At 48.8% G+C, this 18,595-nt stretch carries 14 protein-coding genes; 2 read left to right on the top strand and 12 right to left on the bottom strand.

Annotated elements, in window-relative coordinates; all coding sequences use genetic code 11:
• Positions 1–43: 43 nt before the first annotated feature.
• The 3 genes from GSF01_RS12855 to GSF01_RS12845 all read right to left on the bottom strand — a co-directional run bounded on the left by GSF01_RS12855 (position 44) and on the right by GSF01_RS12845 (position 2,407).
• Entirely contained in the window at positions 44–838 is a 795-nt protein-coding gene (locus tag GSF01_RS12855) for a hypothetical protein (RefSeq protein ID WP_159884544.1), read from the bottom strand.
• Entirely contained in the window at positions 816–1,376 is a 561-nt protein-coding gene (locus tag GSF01_RS12850; protein ID WP_159884542.1) for an RNA polymerase sigma factor, read from the bottom strand. Before GSF01_RS12850 ends, GSF01_RS12855 begins: the two co-directional genes overlap by 23 nt.
• A 194-nt stretch (positions 1,377–1,570) precedes the next feature.
• Complete coding sequence (locus tag GSF01_RS12845) at positions 1,571–2,407, bottom strand: helix-turn-helix transcriptional regulator (protein WP_159884540.1); 837 nt, start codon at positions 2,405–2,407, stop codon at positions 1,571–1,573.
• A gap of 153 nt (positions 2,408–2,560) precedes the next feature.
• On the opposite strand from GSF01_RS12845, the gene GSF01_RS12840 reads away from it, so the two are divergent.
• A complete protein-coding gene (locus tag GSF01_RS12840) occupies positions 2,561–3,664 on the top strand; it encodes a glycoside hydrolase family 88/105 protein (RefSeq protein ID WP_159884538.1) in 1,104 nt (367 codons plus the stop codon).
• Positions 3,665–3,719: 55 nt separating this feature from the next.
• Here GSF01_RS12840 and GSF01_RS12835 read toward each other — a convergent pair whose 3' ends face one another.
• The 6 genes from GSF01_RS12835 to GSF01_RS12810 all read right to left on the bottom strand — a co-directional run bounded on the left by GSF01_RS12835 (position 3,720) and on the right by GSF01_RS12810 (position 11,881).
• A complete protein-coding gene (locus tag GSF01_RS12835; protein WP_159884536.1) occupies positions 3,720–4,697 on the bottom strand; it encodes a glycosyl hydrolase in 978 nt (325 codons plus the stop codon).
• A gap of 97 nt (positions 4,698–4,794) precedes the next feature.
• Complete coding sequence (locus GSF01_RS12830; RefSeq protein ID WP_159884534.1) at positions 4,795–6,468, bottom strand: ABC transporter substrate-binding protein; 1,674 nt, start codon at positions 6,466–6,468, stop codon at positions 4,795–4,797.
• Positions 6,469–6,534: 66 nt separating this feature from the next.
• The gene (locus GSF01_RS12825) at positions 6,535–7,437 is read right to left on the bottom strand and encodes a carbohydrate ABC transporter permease (protein WP_407945762.1); all 903 of its coding nucleotides are present in this window, start codon (positions 7,435–7,437) and stop codon (positions 6,535–6,537) included.
• A gap of 15 nt (positions 7,438–7,452) precedes the next feature.
• Positions 7,453–8,394, bottom strand: a complete 942-nt coding sequence (locus tag GSF01_RS12820; RefSeq protein WP_159884749.1) for an ABC transporter permease — start codon at positions 8,392–8,394, stop codon at positions 7,453–7,455.
• 45 nt (positions 8,395–8,439) lie between these two features.
• Positions 8,440–10,617, bottom strand: a complete 2,178-nt coding sequence (locus tag GSF01_RS12815) for an alpha-galactosidase (protein WP_235941449.1) — start codon at positions 10,615–10,617, stop codon at positions 8,440–8,442.
• A 211-nt stretch (positions 10,618–10,828) separates the two neighbouring features.
• Positions 10,829–11,881 carry a LacI family DNA-binding transcriptional regulator gene (locus tag GSF01_RS12810; protein ID WP_159884532.1) on the bottom strand — a complete coding sequence of 351 codons (1,053 nt, stop codon included), beginning with the start codon at positions 11,879–11,881 and terminating at the stop codon, positions 10,829–10,831.
• 359 nt (positions 11,882–12,240) lie between these two features.
• On the opposite strand from GSF01_RS12810, the gene GSF01_RS12805 reads away from it, so the two are divergent.
• Positions 12,241–14,586 carry a glycosyl hydrolase gene (locus tag GSF01_RS12805; RefSeq protein ID WP_159884530.1) on the top strand — a complete coding sequence of 782 codons (2,346 nt, stop codon included), beginning with the start codon at positions 12,241–12,243 and terminating at the stop codon, positions 14,584–14,586.
• Positions 14,587–14,802: 216 nt separating this feature from the next.
• Here the strand turns inward: GSF01_RS12805 and GSF01_RS12800 are convergent, their stop codons facing one another.
• Genes GSF01_RS12800 through GSF01_RS12790 form a run of 3 tightly spaced genes read right to left on the bottom strand, consistent with a single transcriptional unit; the run spans position 14,803 to position 18,263 of the window.
• The gene (locus tag GSF01_RS12800) at positions 14,803–16,416 is read right to left on the bottom strand and encodes an extracellular solute-binding protein (protein ID WP_159884528.1); all 1,614 of its coding nucleotides are present in this window, start codon (positions 16,414–16,416) and stop codon (positions 14,803–14,805) included.
• A gap of 47 nt (positions 16,417–16,463) precedes the next feature.
• Positions 16,464–17,363 (bottom strand): carbohydrate ABC transporter permease, encoded by a 900-nt coding sequence (locus tag GSF01_RS12795; RefSeq protein WP_159884526.1) that lies wholly within the window; start codon positions 17,361–17,363, stop codon positions 16,464–16,466.
• 15 nt (positions 17,364–17,378) lie between these two features.
• On the bottom strand, positions 17,379–18,263 hold the full coding sequence (locus GSF01_RS12790) for an ABC transporter permease (protein ID WP_235941432.1): 885 nt from the start codon (positions 18,261–18,263) through the stop codon (positions 17,379–17,381).
• Positions 18,264–18,595: the final 332 nt, after the last annotated feature.

The following is an 18,595-nucleotide window of genomic DNA, read 5'->3' as shown; positions in this document are numbered from 1 at the left end:
TCGATATCTTACGAAAGATAAAAAAACTTTTCCATTCATTTTTTTAGCTGCCTACATATGCCTTCGCAAGTGTAACCAAATCCTCCTGAGGCAGATTTCCTTGGAATTCCAAAGAAATGACTTTATTGTCGGCCGTTTTATACTTGACTAGCAATAGGTTCTTGCTGCCATCTTCCGTAAACATAGCCAGCGTATCATCCGTCACATTGACATTTCTCCAGGGAGCCTCATGAAAGGTCAGTGACATTGTTTTCCGATCTTGCAGCGCTTCCGTCATGGGGATGTCTAGGTCTTGTTTAACCACGATATCCTGCTGCTTCCACTGAAAGCGATCGTAAAACCCACCCAACCACCATTCGTCTGCTGTTTTCACACGGTAGCCTGCCTCCTTCGGAACGACACCAAACGATTTAACTAGCGTAAATTTACTTTCTTGCGGTCTCACTAGGCGAAAGGAAAATTGCTGCTCTGCTTCTTCTAGAGAAAGCGTCTTCCAGATGTCGGTCGACTTCGCTAATGCGGTTTCCAGCTTATCCGCGTAGGTTGGCCCATTCTTCACGGCAGGAACGGTCGCATTGCCATGATCGATACTAATTTCGATTCCATTCCAAGTCGATGTATAGAGAGCTGCAGCGCCAACCGATGCCGTTGCAACGACCAACGTGATACATGCCATGATCCAAGCCGGTCGGATTTTAAGACTCCGCTGCCTAGGTAGAGTCCGCTCCTTTTGGTAGGCATATACCTTTTGCATCACCTTACCGGTTATATCGACTTCGGGGACCGTTGTCTCCTTCATTTCGCGAATGAGATGATTAACATTCATATCGTTGTTCATTTAAAGCACCCTCCATTCGGTCTTTATTTCTTTTTAACTTCACCCTAAGACGTTCGAATCGCTTTCGCACGGTTGCGGAGCTGATTCCCAGAATAGCTGAAATTTCTTCAAAAGGTCGGTCTTCAATAACGCGTAACGCTATCATTTCCTTTTCTGCTGTCGTTAACCCCTCAAGCAAATGCAGAGGAATATACGCTTGATCGGAAAATGTCTGTTCAGCACTTTTCTCGTTATGATCGTTTTTAAATAGCGGCATCAGGAGATACCATCTCTTTTTTCTTTGGAGCAAGGTGCTGCAGTGGTTCGACGCTATCTTATATAACCACGCTAAAAATAAGTCATCTCCCTCATGGCGGTATCTCGCCAAATTCCGGTATGCTTTCAAAAAAACCTCTTGCGCCGCATCTTCCGCTTCCTGCCGATTTCCAAGCATGAAATAACAAAACGTATAGATCTTCCTTTGAAAATTACGTACAATCCCTTCGAATGCATCCGGATTGCCTTGAAGAACCTGATCGATGAGTTTCTTGATCTCCATGCTCGTAATCCTCCTTTCTGTTTTTTTGACGTCCTCACCCTATATAACTAACGAGCTAAGGTTTAATGTGACCCCTAGCTAATTTTCGTCGATGATCACAATGATATTAACGCGAAGAGCCCTAGCCCGGCATGATCCGGACTAAGGCACTTAAAGCCGCTGCTCGTTCCCGAGTAGGAATCTTATCCTAAGCGTTACTTTTCTTTTCGGTAATATAAGGGGGCGTAGCCCGTTACAGACTTGAACACCCTGCCAAAGTGCGTCACACTGCCGAAGCCGACCTTCTTGGAAATCAGGTTCACTTTCATGGACGACCGCTCCAGCAGCTTCTTCGCTTCCTTGATCCTGACGCTGTTCAAATACTCCACGAACGTAAAGCCGGTTGCTTCTTTAAAGAAACGGCTTAAATAATATGGGCTGATGTAAAATTTCTCGGCCAACAGATGAAGCGACAGCTCCTGCATATAATGGTTGTTGATATAGCGGGCAACCTCCGAGATTCTTTCATGCATGGGGCTTGGCGATTCCATCGGCTCTATGCTGTTTTGCTTGACATGCCGGCAGCAAATAATGAGCAGCTGCAATACCAAGGTCTGGGCAAACATCTCGAAGCCGGGCTTTTGATCCTGAATCTCCTCCATGATCCGGTTGGAAAGCGCCTCGATGGAGAGCCTGTCGTGCAGGGATAGGTTCACTACAAGATACTCCTTCTCAAACAACGGCTGCAGAATATCCATATAAGAGCCGTTTACCGAGGCCATATAGTTCTCATGAATATTGACGATGAGCCGCTCATGCCTCGGCTTCTCCGTATTGGTGGTCCGATGCAATATATTCGGAGAGATAATGATGACATCCCCCTCGTTAATCACCAGCGTCCGGTCCTTAATAAAAAACTCCCGTTTGCCGGACATCAGGTAGAAGATTTCATACGTACTGTGAAAATGGTTAGTTGGCATATGATGACTGAGCGCCTTCCGATGGGATACCGAGAAGGTGCCTTTCCCATTATCGAATTGAATACCTTCCATCCTCTGCCCGCCCCCTCTTCTTCCGCCTGTCCTTTCATTATACGCCTGTATTCTTTTATCGCAAGATATAAGAAGAATGATCATATCTCTGCAAAAAATGTACATATTATTGTGCTACGATAGGCTTAATGATAAGAAGGAGGAATAAATACGATGAATGCTGTAGAATCACTAACCCCCATTCAATGGGCGGAGAAGGCCTGCGAGGCGTTGATGTCCAAATTCCAGCCGGAATTGCTGCCGCCGGACCGGTTCCACTATCATCAAGGGGTCTTTTTGTCCGGTATGGAGAAATGCTGGCAGGAGACCCAGAAGCCTAAATATTATGACTATATCAAGCGCTGGGTGGACAGCCAGATTCTCCCGGACGGCAGCATCAAGAAGTACAACGCCGATGAATTGGATGATATTCAACCCGGCGTGCTTCTCTTTAACCTCTACGAGCAAACGGGCGACGAACGATATAAGAAAGCCTTGCACACGCTTGTGCCTTTGTTGAAGTCGTGGCGGACTAACCCATCGGGCGGGTTCTGGCATAAGGGGCGCTACCCGAATCAAATGTGGCTGGACGGGTTATACATGGCTGGGCCGATCGCCGTCCAATTCGGCAAAACCTTCGGCGAAAGCGAATACTTCGACATGATGACCTTCCAGGCGATCCTGATGGAGAAGCATACCAAGGACCCTAACACCGGCTTGCTGTACCACGGGTGGGATGAAACCAAAGAAGCGGCTTGGGCCGACCCTGTTACGGGCCTCGCTCCGGAGTTCTGGGGCCGCGCTATCGGCTGGTATCCTGTCGCCCTGCTGGAGATGTTCGAGCACCTTCCTGAAGATCATAAGGATAAAGCAGAGCTGACCGGCATCCTTCAAGACCTGCTCATCGCCCTGATCAACTACCAGGATAAGGCCACCGGCTTATGGTATCAGGTAGTCGACAAAGGTGACCGGCCGGATAATTGGCTGGAAAATTCCTGCACAGCCCTGTACGTCCATGCCATCGCCAAAGCAGTAAGATTCGGCTATCTGGACGCCAAGTATCTTGAATACGCCTGGAAGGGTTATCAAGGCGTGATTGATACGCTGAAGTTCGACGATAACGGCAACGTGGTCATCGGCCAGATCTGCATCGGGACAGGAATCGGCGACTACGCCCACTATATTGCCCGTCCTACCAGCGAAAATGATCTGCACGGCGCAGGCGCCTTTATTCTCATGTGCGTAGAAATGAGTCTGGCTCCGAAGCCGAGCCATTAAGCTCAAAAAGCTGCAGCCTCTAGCAGGCTGCAGCTTTTTTTACATAGCCGCTCGATTAATACAAACTAGGAAGCTTATCGAGTGTAATCGCATATTCATGATGGTAGGCCTGATGCAGTTCCTCCTCGGAAGTCCAGTCTGCCGTAGATCCGAAATCATTCGACCAGGTCATGTACCATACCCAGGGAATTCTTGAAATCGATAGTTGTTTGATACTTGGAAGCACGCCTATCTCGCCTAGCGCTACTAACTTCGGTGCAGATGTTATACGGACCAGTTCCTCATATTCGGACCTAAGGTCCGTATGATTATGCTTGGGAGGGTACAGGTCTCTTGAGATCACATCCGTTACGTCATCGCCCACATACCCTTCGGCCAAGGGAGAGTTCCAGACCCAGATGAGATTGTTCAGAGCATGAACGCGAGTATATCGCTCGTACATGATGCGGTATAGCCGCTTTGCAATCTCTGGGCCCTTATGCCCCCACCAGAACCAGTCCCCTTCGGCTTCGTGGAACGGTCTCCACAGAATCGGGATCCTCTTCTCGCAAAACGGTCTCAGGATACCGGCCATATGATCCATATCGGAAATCAAGGCCTTGTTTTCCTCCGTCCCTTCTATGACTGCCCTGGAGGCGTCAAACGTCGTGTTCTCCGAATAGAATCCTTTATCCTGGCTCCCGAAGGGGGAAAACCTATGCCAGGTAAACGTGATCAAGCCTTTGCGTTCGGCCCATTCCCAAGCCCGGTCCAGCGTGTTTCGGTTTTCTTCGATTTCAAGCAAACACTCCGGGCTGCTGTTCTCGTAATTAATATGAGGTGAGTAGCTTAACAGCTCGAAGCCGCAAAGTGCAGGCAGCTTTCCCGTAACCTTTTCTATGTATCTGAGTTCTTTTTGTACATTAGTCTGGGTATGCTGGCCGGTAATGATGGCTTTGCCGGATATATCGCCCAGATACCGGAGAACCGCCTTTACTTCGCTCAGAGCATTCGGATTACAAGGGGTTATATTTACGTTTTTTTGATTTTCCATAGGTCACACCTCCATTTGCATACGAGTTCGGTCGGATGGTCCGCGGGCCAGCCTGCTTTGCAAGCTGGCCGCGATATGGCAACATGTTATGATTTTGTTAATTCGTCCCCCAGAGCTTCATTCTTTCCTGCAACAGCCCTTCAAACTGCGCTTCCAGCTTATGCACGCCGGCTTTCTCCATATCTTGCTGGAAAGCATCCCAGATCGCATCAAATTGGTCTGGAGACTTCATAATCATCTCAGGGACACGCTTCCTCACAATTTCCTGCAGCTTCTTCACAATAACGGCACCGTCTGTATCTTGCGGAATGTTGATTTGCCATGCGGCTCCCCATGGTTTAACAGGGAACTCCGACGCTGTCGGGAATAAATCCCTCCACATCTTCGCATTATACTTGGACAGCACTTCCTTCTCCGGCGCGGTATAACTGTCCATAATTTGCTGTTCGCTCTTGATCGAATACGTTTGTCCTGTTGAGTCTTTCACGCCGTCACCGTAGTAAGGGAACGGATATCCGTATACGCCGATACCTGTTTTCTTGCCGAACTGCGGATCGTTGTTGCGAGCAGTCATGATCTCCTGCGGGATGACCCGTTTCCCGTTTTCGATGTTGTAATGAACTCCTTCAATGCCCCAGGAATTCAAAATTTGCGCCTCATCCGAACAGATCCAATCTAGAAATTTAATAAGGGCGACAGGGTCTTTAGCTGATTTCGATATGCTTATACCAAGGGCTGCCGAATAACCGGCATTTTGGAAATTACGATTCTTATACCTTTCATTCAAGGTTACAGGGTACACGCCGTACGTCAGTTCCGGTTTGCCCGCTTGTTTCAAAGCTTGCTCCGGCTCCGCATACTGCCACTTGGAATCAATAAGCGCGAGTACCCGTCCGGAAGCGATCTTCGCTTTATATTGATCGTATTTTTGCGTAAAGCTTTCCTGGTCCAACAGCCCTGTCGCGAACATATGATTCAGCCATCTAAAATATTCCTTTTCTTCTGGACGCGTAAAGTGGAAGACCGGCTTCTTCGTCTTATCGTCAATGTACCATTCGCCGTCATCGGAGCCGCCTGTGGCGAAAAGGGCCGGATTCGTCACACTTTGGGCGATTCTCCAATCTTCAGCAATCAGCGTGAGGCCGATTGTCGGTTGACCATTGACCGTCGGGTGCTTCTCTTTATACGATTTAATAGCGCTCTCAAAGTCCTTCAACGTCTTGATGCTCGGATAATTCAGTTCTTTCACAACTTGGTGTTGAAGCATAAATCCGTCTTTCGGCTCCCATTGCTGTTCATTCACCCCGTAGGTTCCCAGGTAATAGATGGAGGGATCCTCATTGCTCCACTTCAAACGTTCCAAGTAAGGACCGTACAGCTTCTTAATATTCGGACCGTATTTCTCGATGAGCGGTGCAAGATCGATAACCGCACCAGCATTGACAAGCATATTGACTTCATTTTTAGCAAAGATCAGATCCGGATACTCGCCGCTTGCTGCCATCAAAGCAATTTTTTCTTTCGGATCGCCTACAGGATAATCGATGCTCAATGTAACTCCAGTGAGCTCTGTAATCCTCTTCCCCACTGGACTTTGCATATGCTCATAGTTGGAATTCATATCTGCACTGAACATCGTGAATGTAACAGGTTTCTTTTCCCCTGCTGCCGTATCGTTTTTGCCATCCTCGGAGTTCTTGTCTGTACATGCGGTTGCCGTCATCATGGCCACCGCAAGAAGAGCGGCCCCCCACTTCCTCTTTATGCCCATTCGCATAACCTCCCTAATTTATTTTTGTATGCAGTAACAGAAAATCTCTGTTCATACCGGATTCGATTAGCTTTTTACAGCGCCAAGCGTCAAACCTTGGACGAAATATTTTTGCAGGAACGGGTATACAAGCAGGATAGGTAAAGTAGCTACGATCGTAATCGCTGCTCGAATAGACTCCGGCGATACTCGTGTCGACAAGGCCGGATTGCCGCTCCTTGCTAGATCGGCGCTGCTGCTTCCTGCCGACGTGTTCGCCAATATTTTCATAAGCTCGTATTGGAGCGTCGTTAACGAGGCTTTCCCGCTGTTGTACAAATAGGTGTCAAACCATGAATTCCACTGGCCTACGGCGATAAACAGCGCCACGGTAGCAAGTACGGGACTGCACAGAGGTAAGATGATGCGCAGAAAGATCGTCAAATCGTTAGCGCCATCTATTTTGGCAGATTCCTGCAAGCTGTAAGGCAATCCATCGATATACGAACGAACCACAAATATATTCCATGCACTCACGATCCCAGGCAAGATATATACCCAGAAGCTGTTCATCAAGTGTAAGTCACGTATCAGCATGTATCCCGGGATGAGACCGCCCGAAAAGTAGAGGGTGAGGACGAAAATGAGCGAAATCTGCTTTCTGGCAATAAAGTCCTTTCGGCTGAGCACGTAGGCGACTGTCGCGGAACTAAAGACGCCAAGCAGCGTACCGATCACCGTTCGTAGTACGGAGTTTTGGAAAGCGACTAGCAAATTGTTATACATGAAAATTTCTTTATAATTACTCAATGTGAAGGAACGCGGCCACAAATAGATGCCGCCCCTCACCGTATCCGTCGCATCGTTGAGCGATATCGCAAGTACATTCCAGAATGGATAAAGAGTAACGACTCCTACCGCTATCATGAATAAGTAGAGAAAGCTATCAAATACGATATCTTTCCATTGTCCGCTCATTCTAGTCCCCATGCTTACACCTCATTTTTAAAATACGCTTTCTTGAGTCCATCGCTTAAAGAGCCGGTTGGCCAGCAGCAGCAATGTAATGCTGACGATCGTATTAACGATACCGATAGCAGTGCCGTATGAGAACCTGCCTAACTTGATCCCGTAATTCAGCACATAGAGATCAAGTACTTGGGAATAATCTTGAACGATCGGATTGCCGAGCAGAAATTGTTTTTCAAACCCGATGCTGGTCAGCCAGCCGATGGACAAGATCATCATGATCATGATGGTAGATCGGATCCCGGGCAGCGTAATGTGGCGTATTCGCCTAATCCTCCCTGCACCGTCCACTTTGGCCGCATCGTATAGCTCCGGATCGATCCCGGAGATCGCAGCCAAATAAATGATCGAGCTCCAGCCCATTTCCTTCCATAGATCCGATAAGGTAACGATGCCCCAGAACCATTCCCCGATCGCCAAAAACTGTATCGGTTGATCGATAATATGGAAGTACAGCAGAATAGCGTTTACCGTTCCGCCGTCAACCGCCAGCATTTTCGTAATCAAGCCTGCAACGACGACCCAGGAAACAAAATGCGGCAAATAGGAGATGGTCTGCATCGTACGCTTGAACGCCATCAACCGAATTTCATTCAGCAGTATAGCGAATAGAATCGGGACGGTATAACCGGCTGCAAGTCCCATAAAACTCATAGCAAGCGTATTTCTTAAGACCAGATAAAATTGCGGATCCGAAAATAATTGAATAAAGTTATCCAACCCTACCCACTGCTGTTCGCTGAAAGGCACGCCCGGACGAAATTTCTGAAACGCCATCACCCAGCCCCAAAGCGGAAAGTAGCTAAAGACAATGATCCAGAACACAAAAGGCAGCGACATCAGAAACAAATATTTTTGTTCCAGAGCTTGCACCCATAGGGATCGCTTTTTTATTGTTTTTTTGGAAAATGTGATCATCGTTGAATCATCTGCCAACCATTTCAACCCCTTTCATGTGTGCTGTCATACTTCTAAGTGGATGCACATGCTTGCAAAGTCGCCTTTCAGACTAGGTATGGCAAGCCCCGCATGCATCAACCGGTCACCCCTGACCTTCTCATTCGTATCCGTCAGCTGATAGACATAATCCGGTTGCAGCCCTTGCAGCTTCAGCTTCGCGGGTGGCATATTCGCTTCCGCCAGCACGCGGAAATAGAATACCAACGCTTCCTTCCGATCTTCGGAGACGAACATCCAGGAAGTCGAGTTTCCTTCAAACGGGCTAAGAAGCCGGTAAAAGTCCCCTCTTTGCACTAACGAACGGTGTCGTTTGTAGCTTTCCACCTGGAATCTGACTATTTCCTTCTCTTCGTCCGTCAGCTTCGTCAAATCAAGCTCATATCCGAAGTTGCCGGACATCGCCGCGTGGCCTCTGGTAGCCAGCGGAGTAATGCGGTCCACCTGATGATTCGGCACAGCGGACACGTGGGCACCGATCGTACTGATAGGGTAAACGAGGCTGATCCCGTATTGTATTTTCAACCGTTCGACCGCATCCGTATTATCGCTCGTCCAAGTTTGCGGCATATAGTACAGCATTCCCGGATCGAATCGGCCGCCGCCGCTGGCGCAATTCTCAAAGAGGATGTGAGGGAAACGGGTGGTTAATCGCTCAAGCAGCTGATACAATCCCAAAACGTACCGATGAGCGGTCTCCTGCTGCCGCTCCGGCTCGAGACCTGCCGAACCGATCTCCGTCAGCCCGCGATTCATATCCCATTTCACATAAGTTACCTGTGCTCTGATGAATACGTCGCTTAATGCCTCGAAAATATAGTCCACTACGTCCTGTCTGGAGTAATCGAGTACGAGCTGCGTTCGCGCTTCCGTCCGGCGGCGCCCCTCAGCATGCAAACACCAGTCCGGGTGACTTCGATACAAATTGCTGTCAGGAGAAACCATCTCCGGTTCTACCCATAGTCCAAACTGCGGTATGTGCTTTTGAATTCGATTAGACAACTCCTCCAAGCCAAGAGGCAGCTTTTTGCTGTGCTCCACCCAGTCACCTAACGACGTTTTATCGTCATCGCGTTTGCCGAACCATCCGTCATCCAGAACGAAAAGCTCAATCCCCAGATCTCCTCCTGCCTTTGCGATTTCCTCCAATTTATCCGCATCAAAATTGAAGTACGTCGCTTCCCAGTTATTTACCAGGATCGGGCGGTTCTGATCGCGATGGGCTCCTCTGCAGAGTCGGGTTCTGTACAAGCGATGATAGGTTCTGGACATATCTCCAAGTCCCGCCCGGGAATAGGCCATAACGACTTCAGGCGTTTGAAACTGCTCCCCAGGCAGCAATTTCCAAGTAAAATCAAACGAATTCATCCCAACCGTTACACGTGTAGAATGCATGGAATCGACTTCGGCATCGATCGAAAAGTTGCCGCTGTATACTAGGCTGAATCCATAAACCTCACCGTAATTTTCATTAGCAGCAGGAGTGACAAGGGCGAGAAAAGGATTGAACTGATGGCTGCTCATGCCTCGGCGGCTTTCTATTCTTAGCGTGCCGGGGTTAAGCCTGCTGCGCTGCACGGACGCCTCTCTCGTCCATGCCCCCGACAAGTACACCGCATCATATTCCCCCCTAGGGAAATCAACGCTTGCACTGTGTGCGCTGAGAAGTTTAAGCGTTTTCACGCCTTTGTTGATAAAGCGCGCCGAACGGACAATGGCATCGAACTCTGCGAATACCGTATAAGAGAGCACGACGTTCAAGCCTGAATAAGAATCCTCTAGCTCAAGCTCCAAGGTCATCGCTTCGGAATCGTCTTCCACGTACGTTGCCGGCAGCCCTGTTAGCGGCTGCTTCCCATTGAACAGTCGAAATGTTTGGTAGGTTAGCTCGGTTATTCTACTCCCATCTTCGAGAAGCGCTTGATAAGCGGGATTTCTAAAGTCTCCCGAGCCGTACTGCGGATATTCCTGCGGAAGCCTATCCAAGTTCGTTTCTTCAGCAAAATTCGGCATGATCGCTTGAACTTCAATGGGACCTTGCAGCCTCGCTCCCCAATATACATGGAGCGGATATCCAAGAGGGTGTATTTGTAAAATATAACTGCTTTCCTTCGAATGGAGGTGAAACCAACCTTCCTTCTCATTCACGTCTATAAGATTGTTTAAGGTTTCCATGGTTTTCATCGTCTGCACGTCTTTACTCCTTTTAATAATCTTGATCGAACTTTTTCCACCCTCATTCTAACACCAGAACAACTAACTTGTAAATAACGTTTTGTTCAAATTATGTAATTTCGTTATGTATGTAACCTAACGATTAGATTACGGACAATATCACTCTTCTCCGGAAATAAAAAAGAGGCCTCGATCGGCCTCCCACACTTTCAATCCGTATCTATATTTTCCTGACAGACTGCCTGAGAAGTATATCCCCAGATATTAATACTTTTTCGAAAGGGCGATCCGGATGTTCAAGTCTTTGCCGAAGCATTTCTATCGCACGGACGCCCATTAATTGATTAGGCACATTCACTGTCGTCAACTGAGGAAAATCACCGATTTCCGCAGCATTATCGAATCCAGTGACGGAAATATGTTCAGGTACTTTCAAATTCCGTTGTTCTAAAATCCGAATCATCAAATTGGCAAAAAAGTCGTTTGCACAAACAAATACAGTCGGCAGCTCGCCGCGGGCAATCATAAGATCAACATGCTTCTCCAACCATTCGCCCGCATCTTCATCGTTGGCAATGAACGGATCTTCCGCTGGGGGCAGCTGCAGCCCATTCTCTTCCAAAATCATTCTGAATCCCAGCCATCTGTCATGAAAGCTTCGCGAATAGGCAGGGGGACCTACAAATCGCATACGAGTATGCCCCATCGTATACAGATGCGTTGTCAGCATCCGTAATGAGTCATAGTTATTCATAAGAACCGAATCACAGGGAACCAGCGGATCTTCGTGATCGACCAATACAATTGGAATTTCTGAATTCCGAATCTCCAATAACAACGGCCTTGCTATATACCCGATTCCGATTAGACCTAAAATAGCATCGGGGTTTATGATTTTCGTTAGCCCTTCGGCATTGTGTTCCGTCAGCATCATCATCCTTGTACCCAGCTTTTCCAGTTCAGAAGATACGCCGCCAATGATTTTACCCCAAAAGCCTGTTTTACTGTCTTGAAATCGGACGTTTGGCATCAGGATAATTACGGTATTCCGATCCCCTTTGCTGCTAGTATCGAATTCGTTATTCTGTTTTACTAGTTTATTGGCCGGCAGCAAATGAGTCCCCCGGTACCCTAGAGCCGAAGCCGTTTGAATAATTTTAGCCCGAGTTTCCTCGCTTACGCCGCTCTTTCCCGATAAAGCCTGGGATACTGCAAATTTGGAGACACCCAATTGATCCGCGATTAGTTGCATCGATACTTTTTTTGTCTTCACCTAGTATTCACTCCATCATAAGCTACTCCTCCTATATTAGCACAATGTCTCGGCATTTACCTAACAAATACGAAATAGTTATAAACTTTGATTTTAGCCTGCTACGGCTTTATCGCCTTCTGGTTTACGCGGCCGATAGCATATTCGCAATTGGTTTATCGAGAGGAAGGCAAGGACATTTGCAAGCCATCCACGGAAAACGTTATTCTTATTATAAAAACAATAAGATAACGAAATTAATTTATTTAGACAAAAAGTAGCTAACAAATATTGCAAACTGTAAGCGCTTGCTATATAATTCGGATGGCGATAAGGAATGATTTCCCTACCGCACATCATTATTTCGAGGAGGAATTAACGTGTTACATCGGCTGAAAAAGAAGATCTCAAGCATCACGATCCTTGTATCGTTAGTATCACTGCTTGTTCCGTTAGGTCCATTTTCCACAGCTCATGCTTCAGTAACGGCCCGAACACTTGATCCAAACGCTGACTTCATTGTGAAAGCACAGGATGCTGTCGTCCAAGGCTTCGGTGTAGAGAAACGCGGGGCAACACCGGAAGACGACGATACGCTTTATGACGGCGCGGGTTACGTTTCCTTCTTCTACACCCATGATGAATCACAGCCGGAAGGAACGGCGACGTTTACCGTAAATGTGCCCGAAGGCGGTTTGTACAATCTGAGCCTAGGGTACTATTTACCGACAGGATACGGGAACAAAAACGCCGGCCTGCAGGTTAACGGCGCCGGATCAGGCGAAGTCACTCTGGAAGCTCCGGCCGAGGGTAACGTTCGTGCTGAGAAACTTGCCGGCAAGGTGCTTCTGAATGCAGGAAATAACGAGGTAACGGTACTTAGGGGGTGGGGCTACTATGGCATTGAATACGTGCAAGTCGTTCCTGCCGCCCCGCCGGTGACGAGCAGCAAGCTTGAAGCAGAGAACGGCATTATGACCGGTAGCGTGTCCATCGACTCGTCGGGGACCGGTTACTCCGGCGACGGCTATGCATCGTTTAAGAACGACGGTTCGCTGACACTGACTTACCACGCAGCGACTGCCGGTATGTACGACATAGCGATTTCTTATAGCGCTCCGTCCGGGGATAAGAAAACACACCTGATTATAGGCGGCGCGACCTCCGAAATTTCCTTACCTTCTGCGAGTCATTTCGTCGAAATATCGGGCGGCAAAGCGATGCTCCAGGCCGGAGCCAACTCCATCGTCATCAAAGCGAATTGGGGTTGGTACCATATCGATTACGTTACATTGTCCGCCGCCGTCGCGACGGATGGTCATGACGTGACAAGCTCGCTCATCAACCCGAACGCAACCATGGAAACTCGAGCCCTGATGAACTACCTCGTCAGTCAATACGGGCAGAAAATTATTTCCGGTCAGCAGGAGCTCTCGAGCGTTGAGTGGATCTACCAGCAAACCGGGAAACTCCCTGCCATTTTCTCAACAGATTTGATGGATTATTCCCCTTCCCGCGTGCAATATGGAGCCACTTCAAACGAAGTCGAAAAGATGATCAACTGGTTCCAAAACGGAGGCATCGTAGCGCTTTGCTGGCATTGGAACGCTCCAGCAGGACTTTACAACGAACCGGAAAAAGAATGGTGGAGGGGCTTCTACACCGATTCCACATCCTTCGACGTAAAATACGCGCTCGACAATCCGGATTCGGAGGATAATAAACTTCTCATGCGGGATATCGATGCGATCGCCATACAATTAAAGCGTCTACAGGATGCGGGCGTGCCGATATTGTGGAGGCCGCTTCACGAAGCGGAAGGTGGCTGGTTCTGGTGGGGGGCCAAAGGTCCTGAAGCGACAAAACAACTGTGGCGACTTATGTACGATCGTCTGACGAACTACCACGGCTTGAACAATCTCATCTGGGTTTGGAATTCCGAGAAAGCTGATTGGTATCCGGGCAATGATGTTGTGGATATAGCTAGCATCGATATTTACAACCCTGCGGGAGATTATAACCCGATCATTGCGAATTTTGACAACCTCGTTTCCCTGGTTAAAGACAAGAAAATTATCGGACTCGCAGAGAACGGACCGATTCCGGATCCCGACCTTCTGCAAACCTACGGAGCAGACTGGAGCTTCTTCAATACATGGACAGGTAACTTCATCAATGATGGGGTAGTTAACACAACTGCCCATCTGAACAAGGTTTACAACCACGATTACATCATTACGCTCGACGAATTGCCCTCTGACCTGTACACCTCCTTCCGTTATGAAGCGGAGAAGGGCGAGCTTACGGGATTGGTGGTCGCCTCGGAGCCGAATGGATATTCTGGTAAAGGCTATGTAACTGGGTTTGATGCAGCTGGCGACAATCTACACATCGAAGCCGACGTAACAGCCGGCGATTATACGATCACGATTCGTTACAGGACATTAGGCGGGGATAAGACGAATAACATAACGATCAACGACGACCTGGTTTCGGAGCAAGTATTTGAGGACAGCACCCAATGGAACGACGCCGTTCTTGGACCCTACAAGTTCCAGAACGGCATTAATACGATCGACATTACAAACAACTGGGGCTGGATGGATATCGACTCTATAAAGCTCGACGCCGCTGCGGTTCCACCTGTGAGTCAGACATCAACAACGGTATCAGCACTACTGGGTACCATTTTGTGGTTACTTATTTCAATATCATTGCATATATAGTTGGTTTCACGCCTTGCCGAACGATGCACATTACGGCAGCCGCATGCGGTCCTTGCCTGGACATGGTTCCTTTGTTTAATGTAATGTCTTCGATGGTTATTTCTGCATAGCTCAATTTGGCTCCAAACAACTTCAGGCTGCGACGAAGGCCGCCCCTGGAGGGACGGCCTTATTCCTCTTATCCGAGTACTCTCTTCCTAGTAAAATCTTTCATCCTTAGCGGAATTGACCGGCATCGATCGCTTTTTTCTTCTCATCCAAAATCTCTTGGTAGCCGGCTTCGAGGAACTTCTTCTTAGCCTCCGCGTACACAGCATCGAACTTGTCTGTAGGGGCGAGGACCACCTTCAAATATTGCTCCTGGAAGAGGGCATTCAGGTCCGCTTTATACTCGCTCACCTTCTTGAGGACGACAGTGAACATCGCGTCCGGCGTACGATACTGACTGGTAGCATCCCAATTTTTCACGATCTGCTCGGCCAGCGGCTCGTATCCGGCTGGCGACCAGTTGAGCAGATTCGCTTTCCTCGTCAATTCCGGAGTCGAGAACTCCGCAATTTCGGTCACAAGCGCCCAGTAGTCTTTGTTGTTGTTCTGGGAAAGCTTCGACTCGCCCTTGAAGTCCGCTACTTTCTTCGGCAGACCATCGGAATCGAGCGTGTAGTTCTGGCTTTCGACGCCGTTCTGCAGGAAGAATAAGTTTTTCGGCTGGCTCATCCATTCCAGATACATCCAGACGGCTGCGCGTTCCTTGTCCGATGATTTGTGATTAATGCCCATGATGAGGCCGAACGGCCAGTCGGCGCGACCTTGCGGCTTGCGTCCTTCAGGCACGCCGGCTCCAGGAGGTAACACGGCAAATTGGGCTCCCGGGTTGTTCTTCAGCACAGCCGCGAATACGTCGGTATTGCTGGCCATGTAGAATCCGTATGTGCCCGTCTTGCCCGCAACGAACTCGGCCTTAATCTTGTTGTCATCGTCGCGGAGATAGAATTCCTTGTCAATCAGGCCGTTATTATATTGATAGTTCAAGTTGCGCAGCCAACGCTCGGTATCGGCCGTTGTGAAATCCGCAACGGCAAGATCGGAATAGAGCGCGCGGTACTTCGGATCGATCGGCCAATCCCGAAAAGCATAGCTATAATTGAACACGTTCCGGGTTAAGGATCCGCCGGCGACACCGAGTCCCGCCTGCTTCCATTTGACGAGCATCTCGTTGTACTTCTCGAGCGACGTCAGATCCTCCACCTTCATGCCGACCTTCTCGACCCAGTCTTTACGAATAATGTTGACAAAGTTGTTATAGTTCGGGCGTGAGGCGAAGGCGAACACTTTCTTTCCGTCAACGGTGCCGTATTGTTCGATAGTCTTGCTCATGTTTTTCCAGTAGGTCGGAGCATATTGAGCAATCTCGTCATGATTCAGCGGCTGCATGACGCCTTCGCTATAGTAGGCGAGCGCTTGAGGCATATCATAATGGAAAATAATATCCGGCGCCTTGTTAGCGGCAAGCAGTTGTTGGAAATCCCTGACTTCGTTATTCCGCGTAATCGGCACGTAATTGACTTTGATGTTATGTTTATCCCCAAATTCCTTCTGGACCCATCGCGTATAGTAGTTGTCGGCTACGTTCCAGCCTTCGAACGCACGTTCATAGACGGGAATATCGAGGTTGACTGTCTCTGTGAAGCCTTTCGAGTAGTCAGTCGGGCTCGAGCCCGGACTTGGCGAATTTCCCGCATTTTCCTTGGGGTCTCCCGTGCAGCCCGCGAGCAGGCCGACACTCATTACGGAAGCCATAAACAAAGGAACCCATTTCTTTTTGCTCATCGTATTTCCCCCATTTCAGTTAGTAGGTATGCCAAAGCCGATTCCGGTTATTCCTTGACGGCTCCAAGCAGTGTTCCTTGAACAAAATACTTCTGGATAAACGGATAGACGCAGATGATCGGCAGTGTCGCGAATACGACAACCGATGCCTTGAGCACCTCGGGATTGCTAAGCGATACGTTGGTAGCCTCGAGCTGGAAGGTTTCGCTTGCCTGGATCACCAGGTAATACAGCTTCAGCTGCAAAGGCCGCAGATCGGTATTCTGTTTGATGTAAAACAGCGCATCTTGGTAGGCATTCCACCGGTTTACCGCTAAGAAGAGGGATAACGTCGCAAGGATCGGCTTGCAGAGCGGAAGCACGACGCTGAACAGGATTCGGAAATGTCCGGCTCCGTCGATCCGCGCCGATTCCTCCAAGCTCACCGGAATGCTACCCGAAATCGAGCTTCGTAAGATCAGCATATAGAAGGCGCTGAACAAACCCGGCAGCACAAGCGACCATACCGTGTCGAGCATCCCCAGGCTGTTAACCAGCATGTAGTCGGGAATAATCCCGCCGCCGAAATACAAGGTGAACACAAAGATGAAGGTCAGTGCCGAACGTCCCTCGAGCTGCTTGCGCGATAGCGGATAGGCCGCGCAAATGGTGGCGATCATCCCCAGTACCGTGAACAGTACGGTTACGATAACGGATACGTAAAGGGACCTCATGATGCTGGCGTCGGCAAAAATCTTTTCGTAGGCCTCCAGGTTAAAGCCTGCTGGCCAGAGATATACTTTGTTAGCGATTACATAGGCGTCATCGCTAAGTGATTTGGCAGCGACATGAACGAATGGCAGCGTGCAAGCCAGGGAAGCGGCTATCAACACGAGGCGGATCAGCAAGTCCCAGACATCCAGTCGCCATCGACGCTGCACGGCATGGGCGCCAACAGTGGTTTTCATGGTTCGCCTCCTCTCCTAAATCAATCCGTCTTCGCCCAGTTTCTTGGCGACCCTGTCGGCGAGCAAGACGAGGACCATCCCGATGACGGCTTGAAACAAGCCGATTGCGGTTGCGCGGCTGAAGTTGCCGCTCTCAAGCCCCCAACGGAACACCAGTACCGGAATGGTGGTGGTGAACTCGGTCGTTGCCTTATTGGCTAAAGCAATGATTCGCTCGAAGGAGCCGCCCATCACATTGCCTAAACTCAAGATCAGCAAGGTCACAATCGTCATCCGGATCGAGGGCAGCGTGACGTTCCACACCTTCCTCCACCTGCCTGCGCCATCGACGACAGCTGCTTCGTATAACTCCGGGTTAATGCCGCTCATCGCAGCCAGATAGATGATCGTGCCCCAACCCATGCTTTGCCACACGCCGATCAGCAAATAACTGATCAGCCAATTGGTGTCCTCCTGCAAGAATGGGGTCCGTTCACCCCCTAGCTGCACAATGGCGTTATTGACCATGCCGTTGCCTTCCGCTAGAAGCTGATACGCGATGGCGCCGATAATAACCCAGGATAAGAAATGGGGCAAATAAAGCAGCGTTTGGTTGATACGCTTGAACAAGACGCCCTTGATTTCATTAATCAGTAAAGCGAGCACAATCGGCGCTGTAAAGCTAAACAGGAGATCCAAAATATTCAGCAGCAGCGTATTCCGAATCGCACGATAGAACTCAGGCTTGGAGAATAAGTCTTTGAACACTTCCAATCCAACCCATTCGCTTCCCCAAAAGCCTTTTGCGATCTTATAATCTTTAAAGGCTAGCGTGAGTCCGAACATGGGCGCATACTTAAAGACCAGCACCAACGCTAAAGGAATAATCAGCAAGAAGTAAAGCTGCCAATCTCGCCTCAAATAGTACAAGATCCCCTGTCTTTTGTTTTTCGAAGACGTTAAAGCGGTTTCATTTTTAGAATTAGAAGTAGTTATAGCTCTCACATACTCACCTCCTCTGTGAATGTGGCCCTGGCTCTGTCCTTGTTCGGATTTCCCAAGGCTGCGCTCTCATCTTACCGTTTCGTCTGAGGATCAGTAAATCGCCAGTATTGATATTCCTTCGCCATATTTGATTCCCTCCTCGCCGTTCCAGAGGTTTGACTAGCTAAAATAATCATTTTTGTACCCTGATGAGCAAAAATAAACTGCCTCCTTCAGTAAACCTACTGAAAAAGACAGCTTGAGTGAGG

The organism is Paenibacillus puerhi, from assembly GCF_009846885.1.
Classification (GTDB): domain Bacteria; phylum Bacillota; class Bacilli; order Paenibacillales; family NBRC-103111; genus Paenibacillus_G; species Paenibacillus_G puerhi.
Note: the sequence above shows the minus strand (reverse complement) of the source record. Positions and strands in the feature narration are given on the sequence as shown.

Excerpts from the sequence above, each read along its gene's own strand:
- GSF01_RS12830 (WP_159884534.1), bottom strand. The coding sequence starts at position 6,468 with ATGGGCATAAAGAGGAAGTGGGGGGCCGCTCTTCTTGCGGTGGCCATG.
- GSF01_RS12845 (WP_159884540.1), bottom strand. The coding sequence starts at position 2,407 with ATGGAAGGTATTCAATTCGATAATGGGAAAGGCACCTTCTCGGTATCC.
- GSF01_RS12815 (WP_235941449.1), bottom strand. The coding sequence starts at position 10,617 with ATGAAAACCATGGAAACCTTAAACAATCTTATAGACGTGAATGAGAAG.
- GSF01_RS12835 (WP_159884536.1), bottom strand. The coding sequence starts at position 4,697 with ATGGAAAATCAAAAAAACGTAAATATAACCCCTTGTAATCCGAATGCT.
- GSF01_RS12820 (WP_159884749.1), bottom strand. The coding sequence starts at position 8,394 with ATGATCACATTTTCCAAAAAAACAATAAAAAAGCGATCCCTATGGGTG.
- GSF01_RS12795 (WP_159884526.1), bottom strand. The coding sequence starts at position 17,363 with ATGAAAACCACTGTTGGCGCCCATGCCGTGCAGCGTCGATGGCGACTG.
- GSF01_RS12855 (WP_159884544.1), bottom strand. The coding sequence starts at position 838 with ATGAACAACGATATGAATGTTAATCATCTCATTCGCGAAATGAAGGAG.
- GSF01_RS12825 (WP_407945762.1), bottom strand. The coding sequence starts at position 7,437 with ATGGGGACTAGAATGAGCGGACAATGGAAAGATATCGTATTTGATAGC.
- GSF01_RS12840 (WP_159884538.1), top strand. The coding sequence starts at position 2,561 with ATGAATGCTGTAGAATCACTAACCCCCATTCAATGGGCGGAGAAGGCC.
- GSF01_RS12850 (WP_159884542.1), bottom strand. The coding sequence starts at position 1,376 with ATGGAGATCAAGAAACTCATCGATCAGGTTCTTCAAGGCAATCCGGAT.
- GSF01_RS12800 (WP_159884528.1), bottom strand. The coding sequence starts at position 16,416 with ATGAGCAAAAAGAAATGGGTTCCTTTGTTTATGGCTTCCGTAATGAGT.